Source organism: Thermogutta terrifontis (assembly GCF_002277955.1).
Classification (GTDB): Bacteria; Planctomycetota; Planctomycetia; order Pirellulales; family Thermoguttaceae; genus Thermogutta; species Thermogutta terrifontis.
The window spans coordinates 2429271-2447429 of the sequence record NZ_CP018477.1 but is presented as its reverse complement, the minus strand read 5'-3'; the positions used below and the strand labels follow the sequence as shown (position 1 = coordinate 2447429).

12 protein-coding genes are annotated in these 18159 nt (G+C 55.1%); 8 read left to right on the top strand and 4 right to left on the bottom strand.

Annotated features, from left to right (window positions below):
• Window positions 1-24: 24 nt before the first annotated feature.
• The 7 genes from THTE_RS09080 (at window position 25) to wecB (ending at window position 8417) form a co-directional block, all read left to right on the top strand.
• The gene (locus THTE_RS09080; protein WP_095415137.1) at window positions 25-768 is read left to right on the top strand and encodes a GNAT family N-acetyltransferase; all 744 of its coding nucleotides are present in this window, start codon (window positions 25-27) and stop codon (window positions 766-768) included.
• A complete protein-coding gene (locus THTE_RS09075) occupies window positions 732-1766 on the top strand; it encodes a glycosyltransferase family 2 protein (protein ID WP_157731976.1) in 1035 nt (344 codons plus the stop codon). The genes THTE_RS09080 and THTE_RS09075 overlap by 37 nt, the downstream gene beginning before the upstream one ends.
• A gap of 9 nt (window positions 1767-1775) precedes the next feature.
• Window positions 1776-2978 carry a glycosyltransferase family 4 protein gene (locus tag THTE_RS09070; RefSeq protein WP_095415135.1) on the top strand — a complete coding sequence of 401 codons (1203 nt, stop codon included), beginning with the start codon at window positions 1776-1778 and terminating at the stop codon, window positions 2976-2978.
• Between the two features lie 14 nt (window positions 2979-2992).
• Window positions 2993-3988: a GDP-mannose 4,6-dehydratase gene (locus tag THTE_RS09065; RefSeq protein WP_095415134.1), complete on the top strand. Its 996-nt coding sequence runs from the start codon at window positions 2993-2995 to the stop codon at window positions 3986-3988.
• A gap of 27 nt (window positions 3989-4015) precedes the next feature.
• The gene (locus tag THTE_RS09060; RefSeq protein WP_095415133.1) at window positions 4016-5317 is read left to right on the top strand and encodes a glycosyltransferase family 4 protein; all 1302 of its coding nucleotides are present in this window, start codon (window positions 4016-4018) and stop codon (window positions 5315-5317) included.
• A 99-nt stretch (window positions 5318-5416) separates the two neighbouring features.
• Window positions 5417-7129, top strand: a complete 1713-nt coding sequence (locus tag THTE_RS09055; protein WP_095415132.1) for a heparinase II/III family protein — start codon at window positions 5417-5419, stop codon at window positions 7127-7129.
• A 169-nt stretch (window positions 7130-7298) separates the two neighbouring features.
• The gene (wecB, locus tag THTE_RS09050; protein WP_095415131.1) at window positions 7299-8417 is read left to right on the top strand and encodes a non-hydrolyzing UDP-N-acetylglucosamine 2-epimerase; all 1119 of its coding nucleotides are present in this window, start codon (window positions 7299-7301) and stop codon (window positions 8415-8417) included.
• 304 nt (window positions 8418-8721) lie between these two features.
• Here wecB and THTE_RS09045 read toward each other — a convergent pair whose 3' ends face one another.
• Window positions 8722-12000, bottom strand: a complete 3279-nt coding sequence (locus THTE_RS09045; protein ID WP_095415130.1) for a hypothetical protein — start codon at window positions 11998-12000, stop codon at window positions 8722-8724.
• A gap of 395 nt (window positions 12001-12395) precedes the next feature.
• Between THTE_RS09045 and THTE_RS09035 the strand changes: the two genes are divergently transcribed.
• Entirely contained in the window at window positions 12396-14465 is a 2070-nt protein-coding gene (locus tag THTE_RS09035) for a glycoside hydrolase domain-containing protein (RefSeq protein WP_095415128.1), read from the top strand.
• On the opposite strand, the gene THTE_RS09030 is transcribed toward THTE_RS09035, so the two are convergent.
• The 3 genes from THTE_RS09030 to THTE_RS09020 are packed head-to-tail and all read right to left on the bottom strand — an operon-like array spanning window position 14440 to window position 18078.
• Window positions 14440-15048, bottom strand: coding sequence for a 4Fe-4S single cluster domain-containing protein (locus tag THTE_RS09030; protein ID WP_095415127.1), 609 nt, complete (start codon window positions 15046-15048; stop codon window positions 14440-14442). The genes THTE_RS09035 and THTE_RS09030 overlap by 26 nt on opposite strands.
• Window positions 15045-16907 (bottom strand): AAA family ATPase, encoded by a 1863-nt coding sequence (locus tag THTE_RS09025; protein WP_095415126.1) that lies wholly within the window; start codon window positions 16905-16907, stop codon window positions 15045-15047. The genes THTE_RS09030 and THTE_RS09025 overlap by 4 nt, the downstream gene beginning before the upstream one ends.
• Window positions 16900-18078: a coiled-coil domain-containing protein gene (locus tag THTE_RS09020; RefSeq protein ID WP_095415125.1), complete on the bottom strand. Its 1179-nt coding sequence runs from the start codon at window positions 18076-18078 to the stop codon at window positions 16900-16902. Before THTE_RS09020 ends, THTE_RS09025 begins: the two co-directional genes overlap by 8 nt.
• Window positions 18079-18159: the final 81 nt, after the last annotated feature.

Below are 18159 nucleotides of genomic sequence, written 5' to 3'. Positions count from 1 at the left end.
TTGGCAAATTGGCTGCGGAGTTTCATGACACCCGTTGTGCTGGAATGGGATAGTGACTTTTTCGGATTCCCGGTCGCGCGGACGGACTGGTCAGGGAATCTGAGCGAGATTGCTGAGGCCATTGCCGATGCCCGAAAGATCAATGTGACGCTTCTTTATGTCTTCGCTCCGCCCAACGCAGCCCCACCAGCCAGTATTCTCAATAATGTCATCAGCGTATTTACATGCCAGCGTGTGGAACTTGAAAAAGGGCTGACGGATGCTCCTAATCTCCGTGAAGAGCGTGAAAGTATCGTGGCACTTACCGAAATTAATTGTAATGTTGAAGAAATCTCGGAATTGGGGGTTATTGCGGGCTCACATTCGCGCTTTATGTGCGACCCGATGATTCCTCGAACGATTGGAGAAAGACTTTTTCGCATTTGGGCGGAAAACAGCCTCCGGGGCATCCTCGCAGACGCAAGCTTTGGTTATTTGAGCGATACTCGGATTATGGGATTTGTTTCGGTTCGACGGCAGGAAAGGGCTGGAAGAATCACGCTCATTGCCGTTAGACCGGAGGTTCGAGGAAAAGGAATTGGATCGCGACTGGTTCGCGCCGCGGAAAGCTACGTGGCAGCAACTGGCGGTGATAAAATCACGGTTGCAACTCAGGGGCATAATGAGCCGGCTCTTGGTTTGTATCGCTCGTCCGGATACAAAGAACTGGCTCGCTCTCGGGTGTGGCACGTGTGGCTGAAACCGCCGTCGTGGAACACAATGGCATGATGCCCTCTATTTCGGTGGTTATTCCCGTCTATTGTGGGGTAAACACCGTTCAGCAGGTTGTCGAGGGGGTTGTAAGAATTCTGGCAGAGGCCGGGATCGCCTTCGAAATCATTCTGGTAGACGATGGCAGTCCCGACGAGACTTGGTCAATCCTCCATCGCATACACCAAGAGCGACCGAACGTGATTAAGGCCATTCAATTGATGCGCAATTTCGGCCAACACAATGCAATCATGTGTGGGCTTCGGCATGCAAAGGGGGATTACATCATCACCATGGACGATGATGGGCAGCATCCACCGGAGGAAATCCCGAAGCTACTTCGGGCCATTGAGCAAACGGGGGCGGATGTCGTTTATGGGGTTCCTCGTGAGCGCAGCCACGCGCCATGGCGCAACCTGGGGTCCTGGATTGTGGTGACGTTTTATAAGCTGGTGTTTCGTACACACGTGACTCCCAGTGCGTTTCGGGTCATGCGGCGGCAGGTGGTGGAGGCGATTCTTTCCTATGACCTGAATTACACTTACATTGATGGACTGCTCGCTTGGAACACGGATCGGATCGCACAAATTGAGGTTGAGCATCGGCCGAGGAAGCTCGGCCAATCGGGCTATAATTTCGCCAAGCTCTTTACTCTGGCGATGAACCTTTTTACGAATTTTTCGCTTTTGCCACTTCAAATAGTCTCGGCCACCGGGTTTGTGGTGGCTCTTGCTGGCCTGGTTCTGGGGCTATATTATTTTGTCCAGAAGATCGTTGGGAATATCGCCGTCCCTGGCTATGCGTCGCTGATCGTGGCGGTATTATTTCTCGGCGGGTTACAATTGCTCGCTTTGGGGATTATTGGTGAATACCTTGGAAGGATACATCTGAACATTAATAAACAGCCACAGTATTCCATTCGGGAGGTATTGATGGCGGCAGTTGCTGGAGTGAATACAACGAGCAACTCCTGTAATTCATCTAGTTCTATAGACAACGATAATAGACAGCTTTAATACCAACCGATGGAATATTCTGATCGCTCGAAAATCAGCCTCTGTGTCGTCACACCTCAGCCGACGCCGTACCGCGATCCATTTTGGAATACGGTCGCCGAGCAACCAGGCGTTGAGCTGGACGTGTTTTACTGTTACGCCAAGGGCGATGATCGGCCATGGGAGATCGACTGGCCATTTAGGTTCCATGCAGAGGTACTTCCCGGCCGCGCATGGTTGGGCCAGCATAATGGCTACTGGAACCCGTCGATTCTGAAGAAACTGCGTGCGAAGCGGTATGATGCGATCATTCTCGGTGGATACAACCACTTCACCATGCTGGCTGCGGCGTGGTACGCGAGAAAAAAGCGGATCCCGTATCTTGTGATGTGCGAAAGTTTTCACGGCTTGAAGCGGGCCCGGTACCGGAAGACCCTAAAAACACCGCTTGTCCGATGGGTTGTTGGTGGGGCTGCCGGAATTCTTCCGACAGGGCAACTAGCGCGGGAATACCTCATCTCATACGGTGGACGGGCTGATCGTTGTGCATTTGTTCCGAACTCGCCTGATTTGGACTCTCTTCGCCACACAGCTTTTGCTCTTTACCCAAATCGGCAGGTTATTCGTGAAAGTATGAATTTGGGAAACGAGCCTGTGGTTCTTTTCGTGGGGCGGCTCATTAATAAAAAGGGTGTGGACATCCTGTTGGAAGCCTTCGCGCGGGTGGTTCAAAATGTGCCCAGTCAGCTTTTGATCGCCGGTGATGGCCCAGAACGGACGAAGCTGGAAGAGCAGGCGGCTCGGCTCCGTGTGAACGATCGCGTTCATTTCGTTGGATTTCAGCAGCCGAAAGATTTGCCAAGGTTTTACTGTGCTGCAGACCTTTTTGTCCTCCCCTCCCGGACAGAACCCTGGGGGGTAGTGGTTATGGAGGCGCTGGCGTCGGGGTTGCCGGTGGTGGTCTCGAACTTGGTCGGCTGCTATCCCGACGTGATCAACGATGATCAGGTTGGAAGAGTTGTTGCCCCGGAGGATCCTCATTCTCTGGCCGAGGCTATGAGAGATTATTTGTTGAAGCGGCCCGACAAAAACAGGGTGCACCAAATTTGGGAACCTGTCTACCAGAGGATGCGTCACCCGGTTGTGGCGTCTAACCTCGTGGGGTTGGTTCGAGCTATATTGAAAGAGGACGGTTTGAACAAACAGGTGATATTTCCTGACCTTAAGAACTGATTGCGAGATATAACATGCGTATCCTCATTACCGGTGGTGCGGGGTTTATCGGTTCTCATTTGTGCGATGCCCTGATTGCCAGTGGCCATTCCGTGACGGTGCTCGATGATTTTTCCACGGGACGCCATGAAAATGTCGCGCACCTGGAAGGCCACCCGCTGTTTGAACTTGTCTGTGCCGACATCGCTGATGAAGGCATCGTCCGCGAGTGCGTGGCCAAGGCTGATCGGGTCTACCACCTGGCATCCGCGGTCGGGGTGCGATTGATCGTGGAACAGCCGGTCCGCACGATTGAAACAATCGTCCACGGCACCTCAGTGGTGATGAAGGCATGTTCCCGATATCGCAAGCCGGTCCTAATTACATCGACCTCCGAGGTGTACGGCAAATCCACCAAGGTCCCATTTTCAGAAGATGACGACCTGGTCATCGGCCCCTCCTACCGTCGCCGCTGGGGATATGCCTGCTCTAAAGCCCTCGATGAGTTTTTGGCCATGGCCTACTGGCACCATTCGCGGATGCCCGTGGTGATCGTGCGACTGTTTAACACGGTGGGACCGCGGCAGTCCGGGCAATACGGGATGGTACTGCCCCGTTTTGTGCAGCAGGCGCTCAAGGAGGAGCCGCTGACGGTGTATGGTGACGGCAGTCAGACGCGTTGCTTTTGCCATGTGAAGGACGCCGTGGGAGCACTGGTGAAGCTCATGGAATTGCCGGAAGCCAGGGGGCAGGTGTTCAACGTAGGCAACCGGGAGGAAGTGTCTATTAGGGAACTGGCAGAGCGGGTGATCAATATTACAGGAAGCCGCTCGCAAATTCGCTATATTCCATTTGAAGAAGCTTACGGGGCTGACTTCGAGGACATGCAGCGCCGCGTTCCTGATTTGACGAAGATCGAAAAAGCCATCGGCTACCGACCTCGCTATTCGCTTGATGATATTATTCGCGATATTGTGGAGTACTATGCGAACAAGCTTGGTTTGAGCCTACGCGCAGGAATAACGCGGTAGCGACCAAGTGGGCATATTTGCCGGACTATGCACATTTTGTTTCTCACTCATTATTTCCCGCCGGAAGTGAACGCTCCGGCCAGCCGCACCTATGAACATGCTGTGCGGTGGGTTCGGGCAGGACACCGGGTTACCGTCATCACCTGCAATCCAAACTGTCCCACCGGCATTCTCTTTCCTGGCTACAAAAACAGGCTCCGACCTCAGCGGGAATTGATAGACGGAATCGAGGTAATCCGGGTGTGGACCTACCTCGCTCCCAACGCGGGAACAGTGAGACGAATCATCAACTACCTCTCATATATGTTAAGTAGTGTCCTTGCGGGCCTGTGGGTCGAAAGCCCTGACATCATCGTCGCCACCAGCCCACAATTCTTTTGCGGCTGGGCCGGGGTGATCCTTTCGCGACTGCGGCGGCGGCCGTTTGTGCTGGAAATCCGCGATATCTGGCCGGAGTCGATTGAAACCGTCGGGGCCATCCGGTTTCGACCGATCTTACGATTCTTACAGTTTCTCGAGAGAGTTATGTATCGCTCGGCCGACCATATTGTGGCAGTGGGTGAAGGCTATCGCAGGAAAATCCTTGAAAAGGTCAACATTCCGGAGCGGATTTCCGTCGTGATGAACGGCGTGGATTTGGAACGTTTTTGCCCCCAGCCAGTCGACAGCGAGCTCCGCCGTCGATGGAACGGAGAGGGGAAATTCGTCTGCGCTTACGTGGGCACAATCGGCATGGCCCATGGACTGGACGTCGTCCTGGAGGCCGCCGAAAAGCTGCGGGACAGTGGTCGTGACGATGTTGTGTTCTGGCTGGTAGGGGAGGGGGCCAGAAAAGAAGAACTGGAACACGAAGCGCGGCGGCGGGGCCTGGACGGCAGGGTCATCTTCACTGGTCGGTTGCCGAAAGAGGAGATGCCCCGGGTCATCGCCAGTGCTGACGCCTGTTTGGTCCATCTCCGCAAGACGGAACTGTTTGAGACGGTCATTCCCAGCAAGATTTTCGAGATGATGGCGATGGGCAAGCCGATCATCATGGGCGTCCGCGGCGAAGCGTTGCGAATTGTCGAAGAGGCTGGGGCAGGGGTGGCAATGGAACCGGAATCGGCCGAGTCGCTGCTGGCGTGCATTGAAAAACTTCGCGCGGGCAATTTCTTTCCTGCGGACTATCCGCAACGTGTGCGCGAATATCTCCAGCAGAACTATTCCCGAGACGCTCTCGCGGAAAAAATGCTCAACGTCGTTTGCGAATCGGCGGGCATGGCAAAGTGTGCTCAGGATTCCCGGGGTACACGTCTGGAATCTCCCTGCTTCACACGGGCTGGTCAGTAATAAGCCCCACCTGTTGTGCAGCCTACCATCTCTCGCCTTTATCATACCCTTCGATACTACCGACCGCGACAGATTTTTTATCGCTTTGTTGCGAGGAGTATGGCTCATCGGGCGCCGGGGCTGGTGCGAAGGCTTTGTGTCCAAAGGGGTTTAGAAGTCCGTGGACCGCTTGATGGAATCGCTGAGCCGGTCGCCGAAGGTGCCCGCCTCGTGCTGAACGACCGCGGAATCACGCTCCGGCTTCTCAACCGAGAGTATTATACTTCTTTCCACTTAGAGTGGCGGGTCATCGAGAGACAGATCGTCTCACGTCTTGGCCGATTTCATCTTCACTACCACGAGTTTTTTCTACCCAAGTGCGGGGGCGACGTCTTGCCTGCGGCACCTCACCAAATTTGGAATTGGATTGGTAATTGGATAGAAAGCTACAGCCTTCCTTCAAGTGCCTATTCGCCCGACGCGTGGCATCCGTATGTCGTTTCCAGACGCATTCCCGTTTGGGTTAAGCTCTTCTCTGTGTATCCGCCCGAAGGCCTTTTAGCGCAGCGGGTGCTCGACTCGCTGTCTGCCCAGGCGCGGTGGCTGAGGAAGAATCTGGAATTCGATGTGAGGGGCAACCATCTTATTCAAAACCTTCGGGGGCTGGCGGTGGCGGGGGCTTTTTTTGCGGGGTCTGAACCCGACGAATGGCTACGCACCGCCTCTAAGGTGCTTTTTCGCGAGTGCCAGGAACAGATTCTCAGTTCCGGAGAGCATTTTGAACGCTCGCCCATGTACCATGTCGATGTTCTGCTGGCGCTCGCCGACATGCGAGATGCGTTCCAGGCCGCCTGGGGAGGTGCTCCCGATTATCTGGATGCGGTAATCGCCAAGATGGCGGAATTCCTAGGAAAGGTGCTCCATCCCGACGGCCAAATCCCTCTTTTCGGCGATAGCACACTCGATCTAACACCTTCGCCTCGCCAGGTGTTTGCGCGACTGAGAATGGACTTTCCCAACCTTGAGCCGGAGCGAGCTGTGTCGTACCAGGTGGGCGATTACTGGGTCTATCGCGAAGGTGGAAATTTCCTTATCTTCGACGCCGGTCCCGTCGGTCTGGACCACTTGCCCGCCCATGCCCATGCTGATTTGCTGACTTTTGAGGCATCCTGGGGTGGGAAAAGGTTGGTGGTGGATGCCGGGGTGTACGATTACGAGGATTCTCCTGAACGAGCCTATTGCCGAGGTACTCGCGCACATAACACGTTGGAAATCAATGGGCAAAATCAGTGTGACGTTTGGTCACGCTTCCGGATGGGGCGCCGTGGCTGGCCGGGAAACATGCATTGCGATCGGGCAGGGCCCTTCCACTATGCGTGGTGCACGCACAATGCGTACCGTCATCTGGGTTGCCCCGAGGTCAGACGTCTGATCATCTGTATCGAGAAGGGACCATGGCTGATCGCGGATTGGGTGATGGGGCGGTCCCAGGCAAGCTTGGCGAGTCGGCTCCACATTCCAAGCGAGTGGAATATTTGCAGTCCTTCTGAGAACGGGGCACTGCTGGAACTCCCACCGGCTCGGTTGATGATCGAGCCCGGATCGGCTTCGGGGCACACCTGGAAGCATGGAACGGCAAATTATTTTCCCCAGTTTGGTGTGAAAGAATCGGCCCACGAACTGGTGCTGGAAGGAACCACGCCCAACGTCCTCATTTGGCAAATCCGTAGCCACGATGTGGAATCGGCTGGATGCGTTGTCAGCGATAGGGCAGCAAGTATCGTGCATTGCGGGCACGAGTGTATAGTGTTTTTCTTTGAAGAAAGAAATTGACATCACATTTCTATAATCCTAATTATCTGATAACCCGGGCTCTATGGACTGTTTTCCAGAGGATCTTGGCCTGGGCAGCGGTCTTGATCGTGGCTATTCCGCAAGGTAGGTTTCCTAGCGACTGAAGTGGAACTTTATTTATGGACTTGCTGAGACAAACGGGGTGACGATGAAGGTTTTTGCCTGCGTTGTCGGTGCGCGACCGAATTTCATGAAGATGGCCCCGATCTTGCGGGCATTGCGGGCGTACTCCCAGATTCGTCCCGTTCTGATTCACACCGGTCAGCACTACGATCCACAACTGAGCGACGTGTTTTTTCAGGATTTGGAGATGCCGCGACCGGATGTGCATCTCAACGTTGGTTCGGGGACACATGCCCAGCAAACCGCAAGAATTCTGGAAAAAATGGAGGAAGTGCTCCTGGCGGGCACGCCCGACGGCCGAAAATTTGACCGCGTCATTGTGGTGGGCGACGTGAACTCAACAATGGCAGCGGCCCTTGCGGCCATCAAGCTGGGGATTCCGGTGGCTCATGTTGAAGCGGGGCTGCGGAGCTTCGACCGCTCCATGCCGGAGGAAATCAATCGCATCGTGACCGACGCAGTCGCGGACATGCTATTCGTCTCTGAGCCGTCCGGTGTGGAGAACCTCGTCCGGGAGGGGCATCCCGAGGAGCAAATTCACCTCGTCGGCAACGTGATGATCGATACGCTGCTGGCTCTTCTGCCGCGCGCCCGAGAAGTTGGCACCCCGCAGCGTTTGGGACTCCCAGTCGGCAGATACGCAGTGGTGACGCTTCATCGGCCGAGCAACGTGGACCACGCCGAGACGCTCTCAGGTCTCCTGGAGGTTCTCGCAGAAGTGGCGGCCGAGCTTCCCGTAGTCTTTCCGATTCACCCCCGCACACGGCACAGGATTGAGGCATTCGGGTTAGGGCACCTCCTGGACGGCCAGGGAACAGGACGTCGAAGGATCTGGGCATTACCACCACTAGGATACTTGGAGTTTCTTTCATTAACCTCGCAGGCCAAGGTGGTGATCACTGATTCAGGAGGGTTGCAGGAAGAGAGTACGGCCTTGGGCATCCCCTGTCTCACTGTGCGGCCGAATACGGAGCGGCCGATTACGGTGACTGAAGGGACCAGCACGCTGGTGGGTAGCGACCCGCACAGGTTGCGTCACTGCCTAGAAGAAGTCCTGGCGGGACGATACAAAAGCGGAAGATGCCCTGACCTTTGGGATGGTCACGCCGCCGAAAGAATAGGTGAGATTCTGGCAAGGGAATGAACCGATACAGGCTGATATTCCAGTTTAACCGCTATCAATCGCATCAGTGACCTACGAAAACGTGCAACTATCAGGCAGGCTCTTATCACTTTTCGCCCATGCCAATGTTCTCATCCTGAAACCTGGCCGACATAACGGATTTTCAGGCAGGTAACAAGGGTTATACTGGGAGGCCATTCGAATTCAAAAACCTCAAACTTGGCCTCAATCCCCGGACGCCGTTTGGTTTTCGAAGAGGCTTTCAGGGCCAGCTACGAGTACCGCAGCCAAGGAGCAGGCGTTATAACGCATTGCTGCCGGTCAATTAGTAATACGCAACAATCTTTTGTGTCCCGTTAAGGTTGCCGGGCAGGATAATCCACTCGCGGTCTTTATCGAATTTGTCGTGGGATTGGCCATTGACAGTGACCCGCTTGAGCGGTTTCGCGTCAGGATGGCGAATTCGGAGATAGATCGTTTGTGGTGGATTTCGCTCTGGCGGCAGCAAATCTATTTCGACGCGGCCGTCCCTGGCATGGGAAGTTATAATGAGGGACATTGGCCTAAAGTATGTGGGCGCTCTTTCAACGCGGACCCGTTGGCCGTCTCGCACCCAGTATCGCGGGATTGCCCGCCCCAGGTACAGGTCGTCACCATCTTCCTGGATGAACATGAGACGCAGCCAGAAGGTGACATTGGATTCATCGGACGATTTGAAATGGTCACCAGCGGGATATCCGAGTTCTGGGTTTGAATGCTCGTTGCACATCATGACCTCTGGATAAAAGGCCGAGGCGAAGCCATTGAAGTATGCCCGCAGAAAGTGTTTAATCTCGTCTCGATACAAGTAAGGAAGAGGTCCATCGAGTAAATTCGCCTGCATGGAAAAGCCGCCCCGGGAAAACCAAAAGCGTTCAAAGACGGGAATAGAATAACCGTACGCATTGGAAATATAAAGATTGTCTTCGTAGTCTTTGAGGATCCACGTGCCCTCCGGGCTTTTTGGTGGGAGCAAGCGGTGGATCAGCAGAAAAAGAGAGCCTTCCAGCGTTTCGCGGATCCAGCCCAAAGACCGTCCTCGCTCGTGCAGGTGGGATGGATACTTCGGGACATACGTGCCATCGCGAAGTCGAACCACGGGGGCGCGGATGCGGGCCTCTGTTAATCCGCGAAGAATGTCTTCGCGATAGGCCGCGGCCTCGCGAAGCAGACGGGCTGCCTCAGGATGGCCGTAGTCGGCGAGAGCCTCGCTTAAAGCTGTGAACCCCCAGGCGGTATTGACGTTGGTCGCCAGCCAATACCAGTAGTCCTGCACGTCTTCCAGTCCCCCGCTGGGCAGAAAGCCGTATTCAATGGGTCGTGTGCCGTCGGGGTTCAGTTGCATGGTTGCTCGGCGTTCCCGAATGACCCAATCACAGGCTTTGACGAGCTTGGGGGCAGCTTGAGCCATCCATTGGCGATCGCGGGTGATCCACCAGTGATCCGCCATCCCGAACATCACGTATCCGTGGTGTTTGTTGTACCCACCTGATTCGTACCCTCCCGCCCCATAGAAGAGCCCTTCCGTAGACTGAAAATTTCCGGGGAGGGGAACTGTTCCCTGGAAATCGAGGAACGTCTGCAAACACTGTCGAGCGGTCTCGTGGCGCCCCCGCCGGTCTAGGTCCATGATCATCATCACCGATTCGTTGGGAAACACCCCATAGCGCAGAGAGCCCACCCGAGCATAGCGCCGCGGGGCCGCAATATCCCGCGTACAGTTGATTTCATTGTGGTAGAGAACTGCCCGATAGAAATGGTTGAGCCACGGCTCAGGAGTTTCCACCTCAGTTGTTTCGGCAGCGAGTTTGCTCCAGAAATCGAGGATGCGGCTGCTGTCCCGATCAAACTGCCGTGATAAAACGCTCGCAATTTCCTGGTCCGAGGAGAGAGTGATCGAAGGCACAAAGAGGTAGACTTCGTGAGCTTCTCCCGGTTTTAAGGAACACGTCCACACGAGGGCGTTTTCCTGAGCGGATAGAGTTCCCCGGCCGCGGCTGTCAAAAAGACAACGAAGGAAACGGTTCTCACCAGCCACGGCATAGACTCGCGGACCATCTGCCTGCAGCTTTTCGGTCTGATCAGCCCGAGATGTAAGAACAAGCCGGGCGGTCGCGGATTCGTCGGCCGACGTGTTAACGATCCGCACCCGCATCAATAGCAGGGTAGGATCGTCCATCTGCACGTCATTCAGATCCCCGTCGAGGGCGTCGAGCACAGTCTCCTGCTGGTAGAACAGGGGACCTTCCGCCCACCAGGTCCGCAGGAGCGGAAGATAACCATCACGCAATTCCCGACCGCCCCTCCGGTCATCGTTGGGAAATCCAAATCCCAACTGGAGCATGGCTCCATTCCAGTTTTTTCTGTCAGTATCCTTTGGACTTCGCGGGAGGTTGAACCACCGGCTCACGTTGGAAACGGCGATATCGCCGTTGGGCGTTTGCATCATCAAGTTACGATTACCCGGTAAACCATGCACAAAGTAAAGAGGCCGTTTGAGCGGCATGTCATTCCACGCCCGTGCAAGTGTCTGCTCCGGTTGGTCGAATATACGATCGTAAACGCAGCGACCCGGGAATTCCCGCAACAAGTGACGATATTGGGACAGATCGATGGGGTCTTCGGCCTTGGTTACGAGAACGCCCAAATCGTCAACAAGGATCCGCTCACCTTTGATAAGATCGGCCACTGCGAACGAAAATGGATTGTGGAGGGTCCGTACCGTCACGATGGTGGGATCCTGATCCTCGCTTCCGGGAACCGTGCTCATCGTTGTGAGAATCTCCGCATCGAGGGCCCCCGTGGAATCGGCGGGAAGTACAAACTGACCGTTCTGGCTTATAACGATGGGGGAACCTTCAACGTGGCGCAAGCTTTTTAAGATTCCATTAAATATCTCAAGACGGCCTGCGTTCTCTCCCTGATATGCAAACTGAGGAACCCCCGGAACACCCCAGTAGATCCGGACGGTCAAAGGGCGATACACCGAGTCGGTGAAGACGCGGAAGGCAGTCACCCGGGGGAGATGATCTTCCGCCACAATGCGGATCTTAAGTGTTTTTCTGTAGGTGACTCCTGATTGTTTCAGATTGGAGAACTCCTTTTTGTGAGTCGGGGCAAAGGTCCAGCGAATACGGTTTCCCTCTTGAGTCACACGCGTGTCGGCGAGCTTCCAGCTTCCATTCGTCCAATCATCCATGGGCTTCCAGCCGGTCCGCGCGACATCCGCTTCCGACAGGATGGGGTCGGACAAACCGTCCCACACCCGGTGCCAGTATTGCACCTGTAACGACTGCGGCGACACGCAAGAACCGGGATCAAATTCCGCCTCCACAGCGCGAATCCTTCGCCATTCGGCCCACACCACACCGTAGGTTTTCCCGGGTTCGTCGAGAATCGACGCGGCGAAAGGTGCTGCGTCGAAGGGGATTGGGGATGGGCTCGCGTTCGGGCCTGTTTCAGCGAGGCAGGACCGATGTCTCTGCCAATCCGCGTCTAATCCCACACAGATCACACTCCAGAGAGCGGAACAAATCCAAAACAATCTTTGCAGGGGACTGGTCATGACCGTTCTCCTCAAGTTTTCCGACTATTGACCGCGCAGGTAATATACCGGAGTCCGCCCCTCGTCACCATCCCCAGACGACTGTTCTTCAGAACGGAAAATCCAGCGCGGCTGCGTGTTCATATTGTTGCCCGTGCCCAATCGCCAGCGTGGGCCCTTGCTCAAGGTGAATCATGTCGACGAATTTCTCGGCGGGGCTCTTGCACCCATTGAGGGACGAACGACAATTCGTGTGGCGACTGGAACGCTGTAATTGGTCGACGGGGGCTTTTTCTGAGAGTCTTGCTCCGCTTCCGTCGAGTTTCTGGAAACCATTTCCGCTGCGGACGCGTGACGGAATAGAGTTTGGCTGATTTGAAAACTCTGAAAGTGGTCGTTTTCCAAGGAGGTGGTCCATGAGACACGTCATTGATCCTATCCGGCTTTCTTCGTGCGACCCGGTAATTTCACCTGGGAAGAAAATGCAGACAGGACTGGCAGTAACGCTGATGATTACGTTCATGATGGCAAGCCACCTCGCGTTATCGGGAGAAGAAAGCCGCGTCCAACCACCCTGGTTGGGCAGCCCAGCGGGACAGAGCGACGAACTTCTTCCACCGTGGACACCGGTTGCAGTCGAGGGCCATGCCGTCCACGTTTGGGGACGCGTGTATCGATTCTCTGACCTTCCTTTTCCCTCTCAGATCACCTCAGCATCCCAGGAGATCCTCGCTGGGCCCATCGCTTTAGGTGGTACGTCGGCCGGCCAACCGCTCTTATGGAAGGGCAGGGAACTGACCGTTCTGGAGAGCTCTCCAGTGCGGGCAAGGCTTCGCATTCAAGCGGCGACGGATAGCCTTGAATGCAACGGTACGGTCCTCATCGAATATGATGGGATGGTCCGCTGCGACTTCGAGCTGAAACCTGCTCATCCTGATGTGGCGCTGGAAAAACTTGACCTGGAAATTCCTTTTCGGCCAGAGCGGGCCAAGTATCTCCACTTTTGGCCGGGCCGGTGGGGGAGTGTTTTCAATTCCCGAGCCATTCCACCCGACGGATACCAAATCTCGTTCAAGCCGTTCTTCTGGATTGGTGACGATGAGCGGGGATTAGCCTGGTTTGCGGAATCAGATCAAAACTTTTGGGATGTGGATCCGAACCGGGTTATCGAAGTCCGTCCGGAAAAGAATTCCGTGGTTCTGGTTATCCATCTCGTGGGCAAACCTCGTAAGCTCAACACACCGCTGGAATACACATTTGGCTTTCAGGCAACGCCGGTTAAACCGATGCAACCAGACGCCTGGGACTATCGAATTTGCCACATGGGAAATTATGGAATCGAAGAGAATCCGCCGGGAATTCTTGATCGGTTGGCGGAGTATGGCGTAAGGACGATCTGCTTCCATGAACATTGGACTGATATCCAAAATTACCCCCGGACAACGCACGGAGAAAAACTTCGCAAATTGGTCAAAGCATGTCATGACCGCGGCATTCAGCTGCTGCTCTATCATGGATACGAGATGAGCACCCTCGCACCAGAATGGGACCAATATCATGAGGAATGCCTGGTCTATCCGCGGGCTGGAGGATACAAGCGGCAGCCGGAGCAGACCGCCTACATTGTCTGTTACCGCAGTCACTGGCAGGACTTTATCTGCGATGGGATTGCCAAACTGATTGATGAATACGACATCGACGGCGTCTACCTGGACGGAACCTCGGAGCCGTGGGGGTGCAGGAATCAACTCCATGGCTGCGGCTACGTGAAGCCAGATGGGTCGGTGGGGACAACGTATCCGATCTTCGCCGTCCGCCAAACTATGCGGCGAATTTACACGATCGTGAAAAAGCATAACCCAAATGGCCAGGTAAACGTTCATCAATCCACCTGCATGGTTATTCCGACGCTCGCCTTTGCCACGAGCTATTGGGACGGTGAGCACCTGCAAAGCATCAAGCGTCCGGAATCACCTGGAGAGGTCCTGCCCCTCGACGCATTCCGCGCGGAGTTCATGGGGCGCAACTGGGGTGTGCCGGCAGAGTTGTTGTGGTATCCCAGCGGACCGTTCCAACGCCGGGAAGCAGTGGGGCTGGCCCTTCTCCACGACGTGCCCGTCAGGCCCAACAGGATGGAAGATGTCGCCGTCTCTGCCCGCATGTGGCGGGCATTCGACGAGTTAGGACGCCACGAGGCAGAGTGGATCCCTTATTGGGACAGCGCGAGGTTCGTTCGCTGCGACCAGGATGCTGTGAAGGTAAGTCTCCACAACAGGCCTGGCGGGGGTTTCATCTTGGTGGCCTTTAATCTCGCGCAGGAAAAATGTCGTGCCAGGTTGACGATCGACTTTTCAGCGCTGGGTCAATCGGAGACGGTCACTGCTCGGGAGGTCGTCAGTGAAGCCCCGGTGAGCATTGCGGGAAACATCCTGGAACTTGAGTTAAATGGGTTGGATTACGCTATGATTCGTGTCCAACCTCGCTGATGAGTTCCCCCGGCCAGCCATTGTAGGTCGCCATTCCGTCCGACCGGATGCGGAGTTCTATGCCCCTGGCGAAACGAGGATCGTATTCCAAGCCTGGCTGATATCGATCAGTTAAAAAATGGAAGCGCTGGTTGGTGGAACCGACCCAGTGACGCTTCGTCTCTGGACAATGGGCAAGGTACGGCCCGTCGACCAAAAGATCAGTGGCTGCCAGGAGTTGTTTCACGCCGGGGAGGGAACAGCTACCCAGGTATTCTAGGGTGAAGCCGGTGAAGACCATGACTGAAAGGCCGGCGCGGCGTGACCTTTCCGCTACCAAGGCAAGACCTTTGGCCTGGAGCATAGGTTCTCCACCGAGGAAAGTCACACCCTCCAGATTCCAGCGTCGGTGCGCGTGCAGAATCCACTCCGCAACTCTCTCGGCGGGCACAAGATGTCGGGGCACAAATTCCAGCATGTGCGGATTGCAACATCCTGGACATCGAATATGGCACCCCTGCACCCATAGAGCGAATCTCCGTCCGGGACCCTCGACTTCCGTGCAGTCCAGCCAGTGGGCGAGGTTCAGCCAAGGTGTATTCATACGACTTCAAAAGCAAATTTAGGCTCGTTGCCTGCCTGATGTACTACAAGTGTGCGCCCCACGTAGGCCGCCGGTTCATCTTCCTCGAATAAAAAGATGGCAAGGGGATCGAGAAGATGTTTCACCAGTTGATTGAGAACGCCTCGTCCCCCCATTTGGCGATCAACGCATGACACGATAGCCCGCAGAGCTTTTGCCTCGTCATCAAAAACGAGATCCTTAAAACGATATTTTTCGCGGAGACGTTCGCGAATGGGTTGCAGTTTTGCTCGTGCAATGGCCACCAGAAACTCTTCATTCGTGATGAATTGGAAGGGAACGATGTTATCGCCGATCCGATTGAGGAGTTCTGGCCTTTGGGCCACATGAATGAAGTGATGGCGAACCTTTTCTAAAAACTGCTGACGGACGACCTCGGGATCGGCCTGACAAGTGATTTCTGACGCCCCAATATTGGATGTGAAAATGATGACGGTTTCGGCAAAGGAAACCGTTTCTCCCTTCCCGTCGGTAAGTCGCCCGTCCTCCAAGATTTGCAAGAATTTATCCAGGATCCGGACATGGGCTTTTTCGATTTCGTCGAAAAGGAGTACGGAAAATGGGCGTTTTTTCACGGCATTGGTCAGTTGTCCCCCTTCCTCATAACCCACATAGCCGGGCGGAGCGCCGACGAGCCGCTGGTCGCTGTGTTCGTGGTTGAACTCGGACATATCGAAACGGATACAGGCGTCCTCATCTCCAAAAAGGAATTCAGCAAGCGCTTTGGCAAGCTCGGTCTTGCCTACCCCCGTCGGTCCCACAAAAAAGAGAACACCTTTGGGGGTCTTCTGTTTGATCGAGTGCTGGAGTCCGGACAACCCCGTGTAGGCGCGGATGATGACGCTCGCCACTTTTTCAACAGCCTCGTCCTGACCTTTCACCCGTTTTTTGAGTTCCTCACGAATGGTTGCCAGTCGCCCTCGACTGAGGTCTTCCCAGGGGCTTTCCCGCTGCCCGTACTTGTAAAGATTAATAAGATGTTCGAACGACAGTGGCTCTGAGGAATTTACCCGGGAGAGTTTGAGGAGTTGATGGAGATCACGGATGGTCATTCCGTCGAGGGAATCGACAAATTGAGAGAATCTGACTTCACCGGGCCGTGGCAAGGACTTCAGGCACCAGGCATGGAGAGTCCGTTGTAAAAAGCCTTCGCGTTCGGGACGTCCCGGTGGGGGGATGAGGACGTCGGCAATCGCTGGGTTGCCCATATAAAGGGCGGGCGGCAGGGCGCCCAGTTGCGAGCACAGCAGGACGATGAGATTCCCGGGCCGGGTCAGCGCTTCCATTTCGGTGACCGAAATAGGAGCATTGCGAATCGCCTTCGACATCACAAGCAGCCACTGCCGTTCCTGTTCGGAAAGAGCATTGGCGTTACCGAAGAGATATTGTGACCAGTCGATGAGAAAGGCGTAGCGCTCTGCCGAGGGATGCACAAGATTGTGATAAACCACGGCAAGGAAATCATCGGCCTGTGGAACTGTTGTGCTGGGTGGCATGGTGGAACCGGCGCCCACATCATATGCTTCTCCCTGCATGGTAAAGTTGTTGCGCGATTGTGAGGCCGCTACAGTATTTCGCACCAGTCCCTGCCATACATTGTCCGAAACTCCTTGCACACCAGAAAATCGGTCCCAAACCACCACATGGTGAAAACCCATGTTTTTGAGGGTGTTAACGAGCACTTCGCTGACACACCGGTATTGCTGCGTATAGGGACAATAGCAGAGATCCTGAACCTCGCCGTGGACGATGAGGGCGCGTCGGATCGCGGCCTGTCGAGTGAAGTTCTCCAGCCACCGGTTTTCGCGATGGTTAGCCATGGCTTTCTCTCCGTTGATTCCCATCCAAAGGGCGTGCTGACTTGGACAATCGGTCAGGATTTCGCCAGAGGACGCGGGCATCGGACAGCCGGATGCCGTAGATCTGTTCCAGTAGGGGTAGGACTTTGTCGATATCGTCCTTGCACTTCATGCCCTCGTAATGATCGAACTTGTAAATCATCGTCCCATTGAGGCGGACCGAAAAATTGGCTTCTGCTCCGGCTGGCTTTTTGGCACGAATCAGAACTTCGTCTGTTTCCCGAAGAAGTCGCGGCTGATCAACAATGAAACCCGAACGGGTCAGGCTCTCCATGATTGCACGGACCACCTGGCGGCGGGCCTCTTCTCCGCGCGGAGCCGGTTCTGCGTCTTCCGTTTCTGCCACCAACCGTGCCTGAAACTCTTCGAGCGATAATCCTTGCGCCTCGGCCAACTTATAAAGATTTTCCAGACGTTCTCGCTTCTGCTGAGCCTCAACCTGATTAGGGTGCCTTGCCAGCTCGGCACTGTAGAAGTCGAGAAGTTTTCGGCGAGCTTCGCTCTCAATCTGGCGTGCCTTCGCGTCCCTCCATTCTTGCGCCTGACGCGCTCCTTTCTCTCGAAGAAGCCGAATCCTCTCGCTGATCTCATGTTGAACGGCGGGCAGTTCCTCGGGAAGGACGGAGCGCTGCGCAAACTCGTCTCTCAGAGCCTGCAAGTCTTCCAGGACGAAATCCTGCTCCACGGGATCGGTTATCTGGGCGATGGCCTCTTCAAGATATCGGCCGAGCTCGGATGTGGCTTCGGCCCGCAGTTTGGCCAAACGCTCTTCCTGACGACGGCGTTCCTCCTCGTATTCTCGCCTGGCCTGTCGGGCACGTGCGGGTAGCCGACTGATTATAGGAGCCAGTTCAAAACTTAAATCGCGAGCGGCCAGGGGATCAGTCTCGAGAAGTTCATCAAGCTCGTCGAGTTGCTCTTCAACCCATGCAAACTCTTGCGGCAGGTATTGATCGAGACCTTGGGCGAGGAGATCCTCATAGGTTTCCACATAGCGGTCCCGATATCGGCTGGTAGTCTCACGAACTCGCTCCAGGTATTGTGCTCGTCGGGCTTCTTCCGCGTGTCTGTCACGACGACGGTCTTGCGAAGGACCACCAAAAATCCACTCGAAAATACCCAGTTCGCTCATAGCAATACCCCATACTCCTCGTGGTTTCTCTTGTTTCTTTACGAAAGACGATGCAACCAAATAACAAATTGCACGATTTGC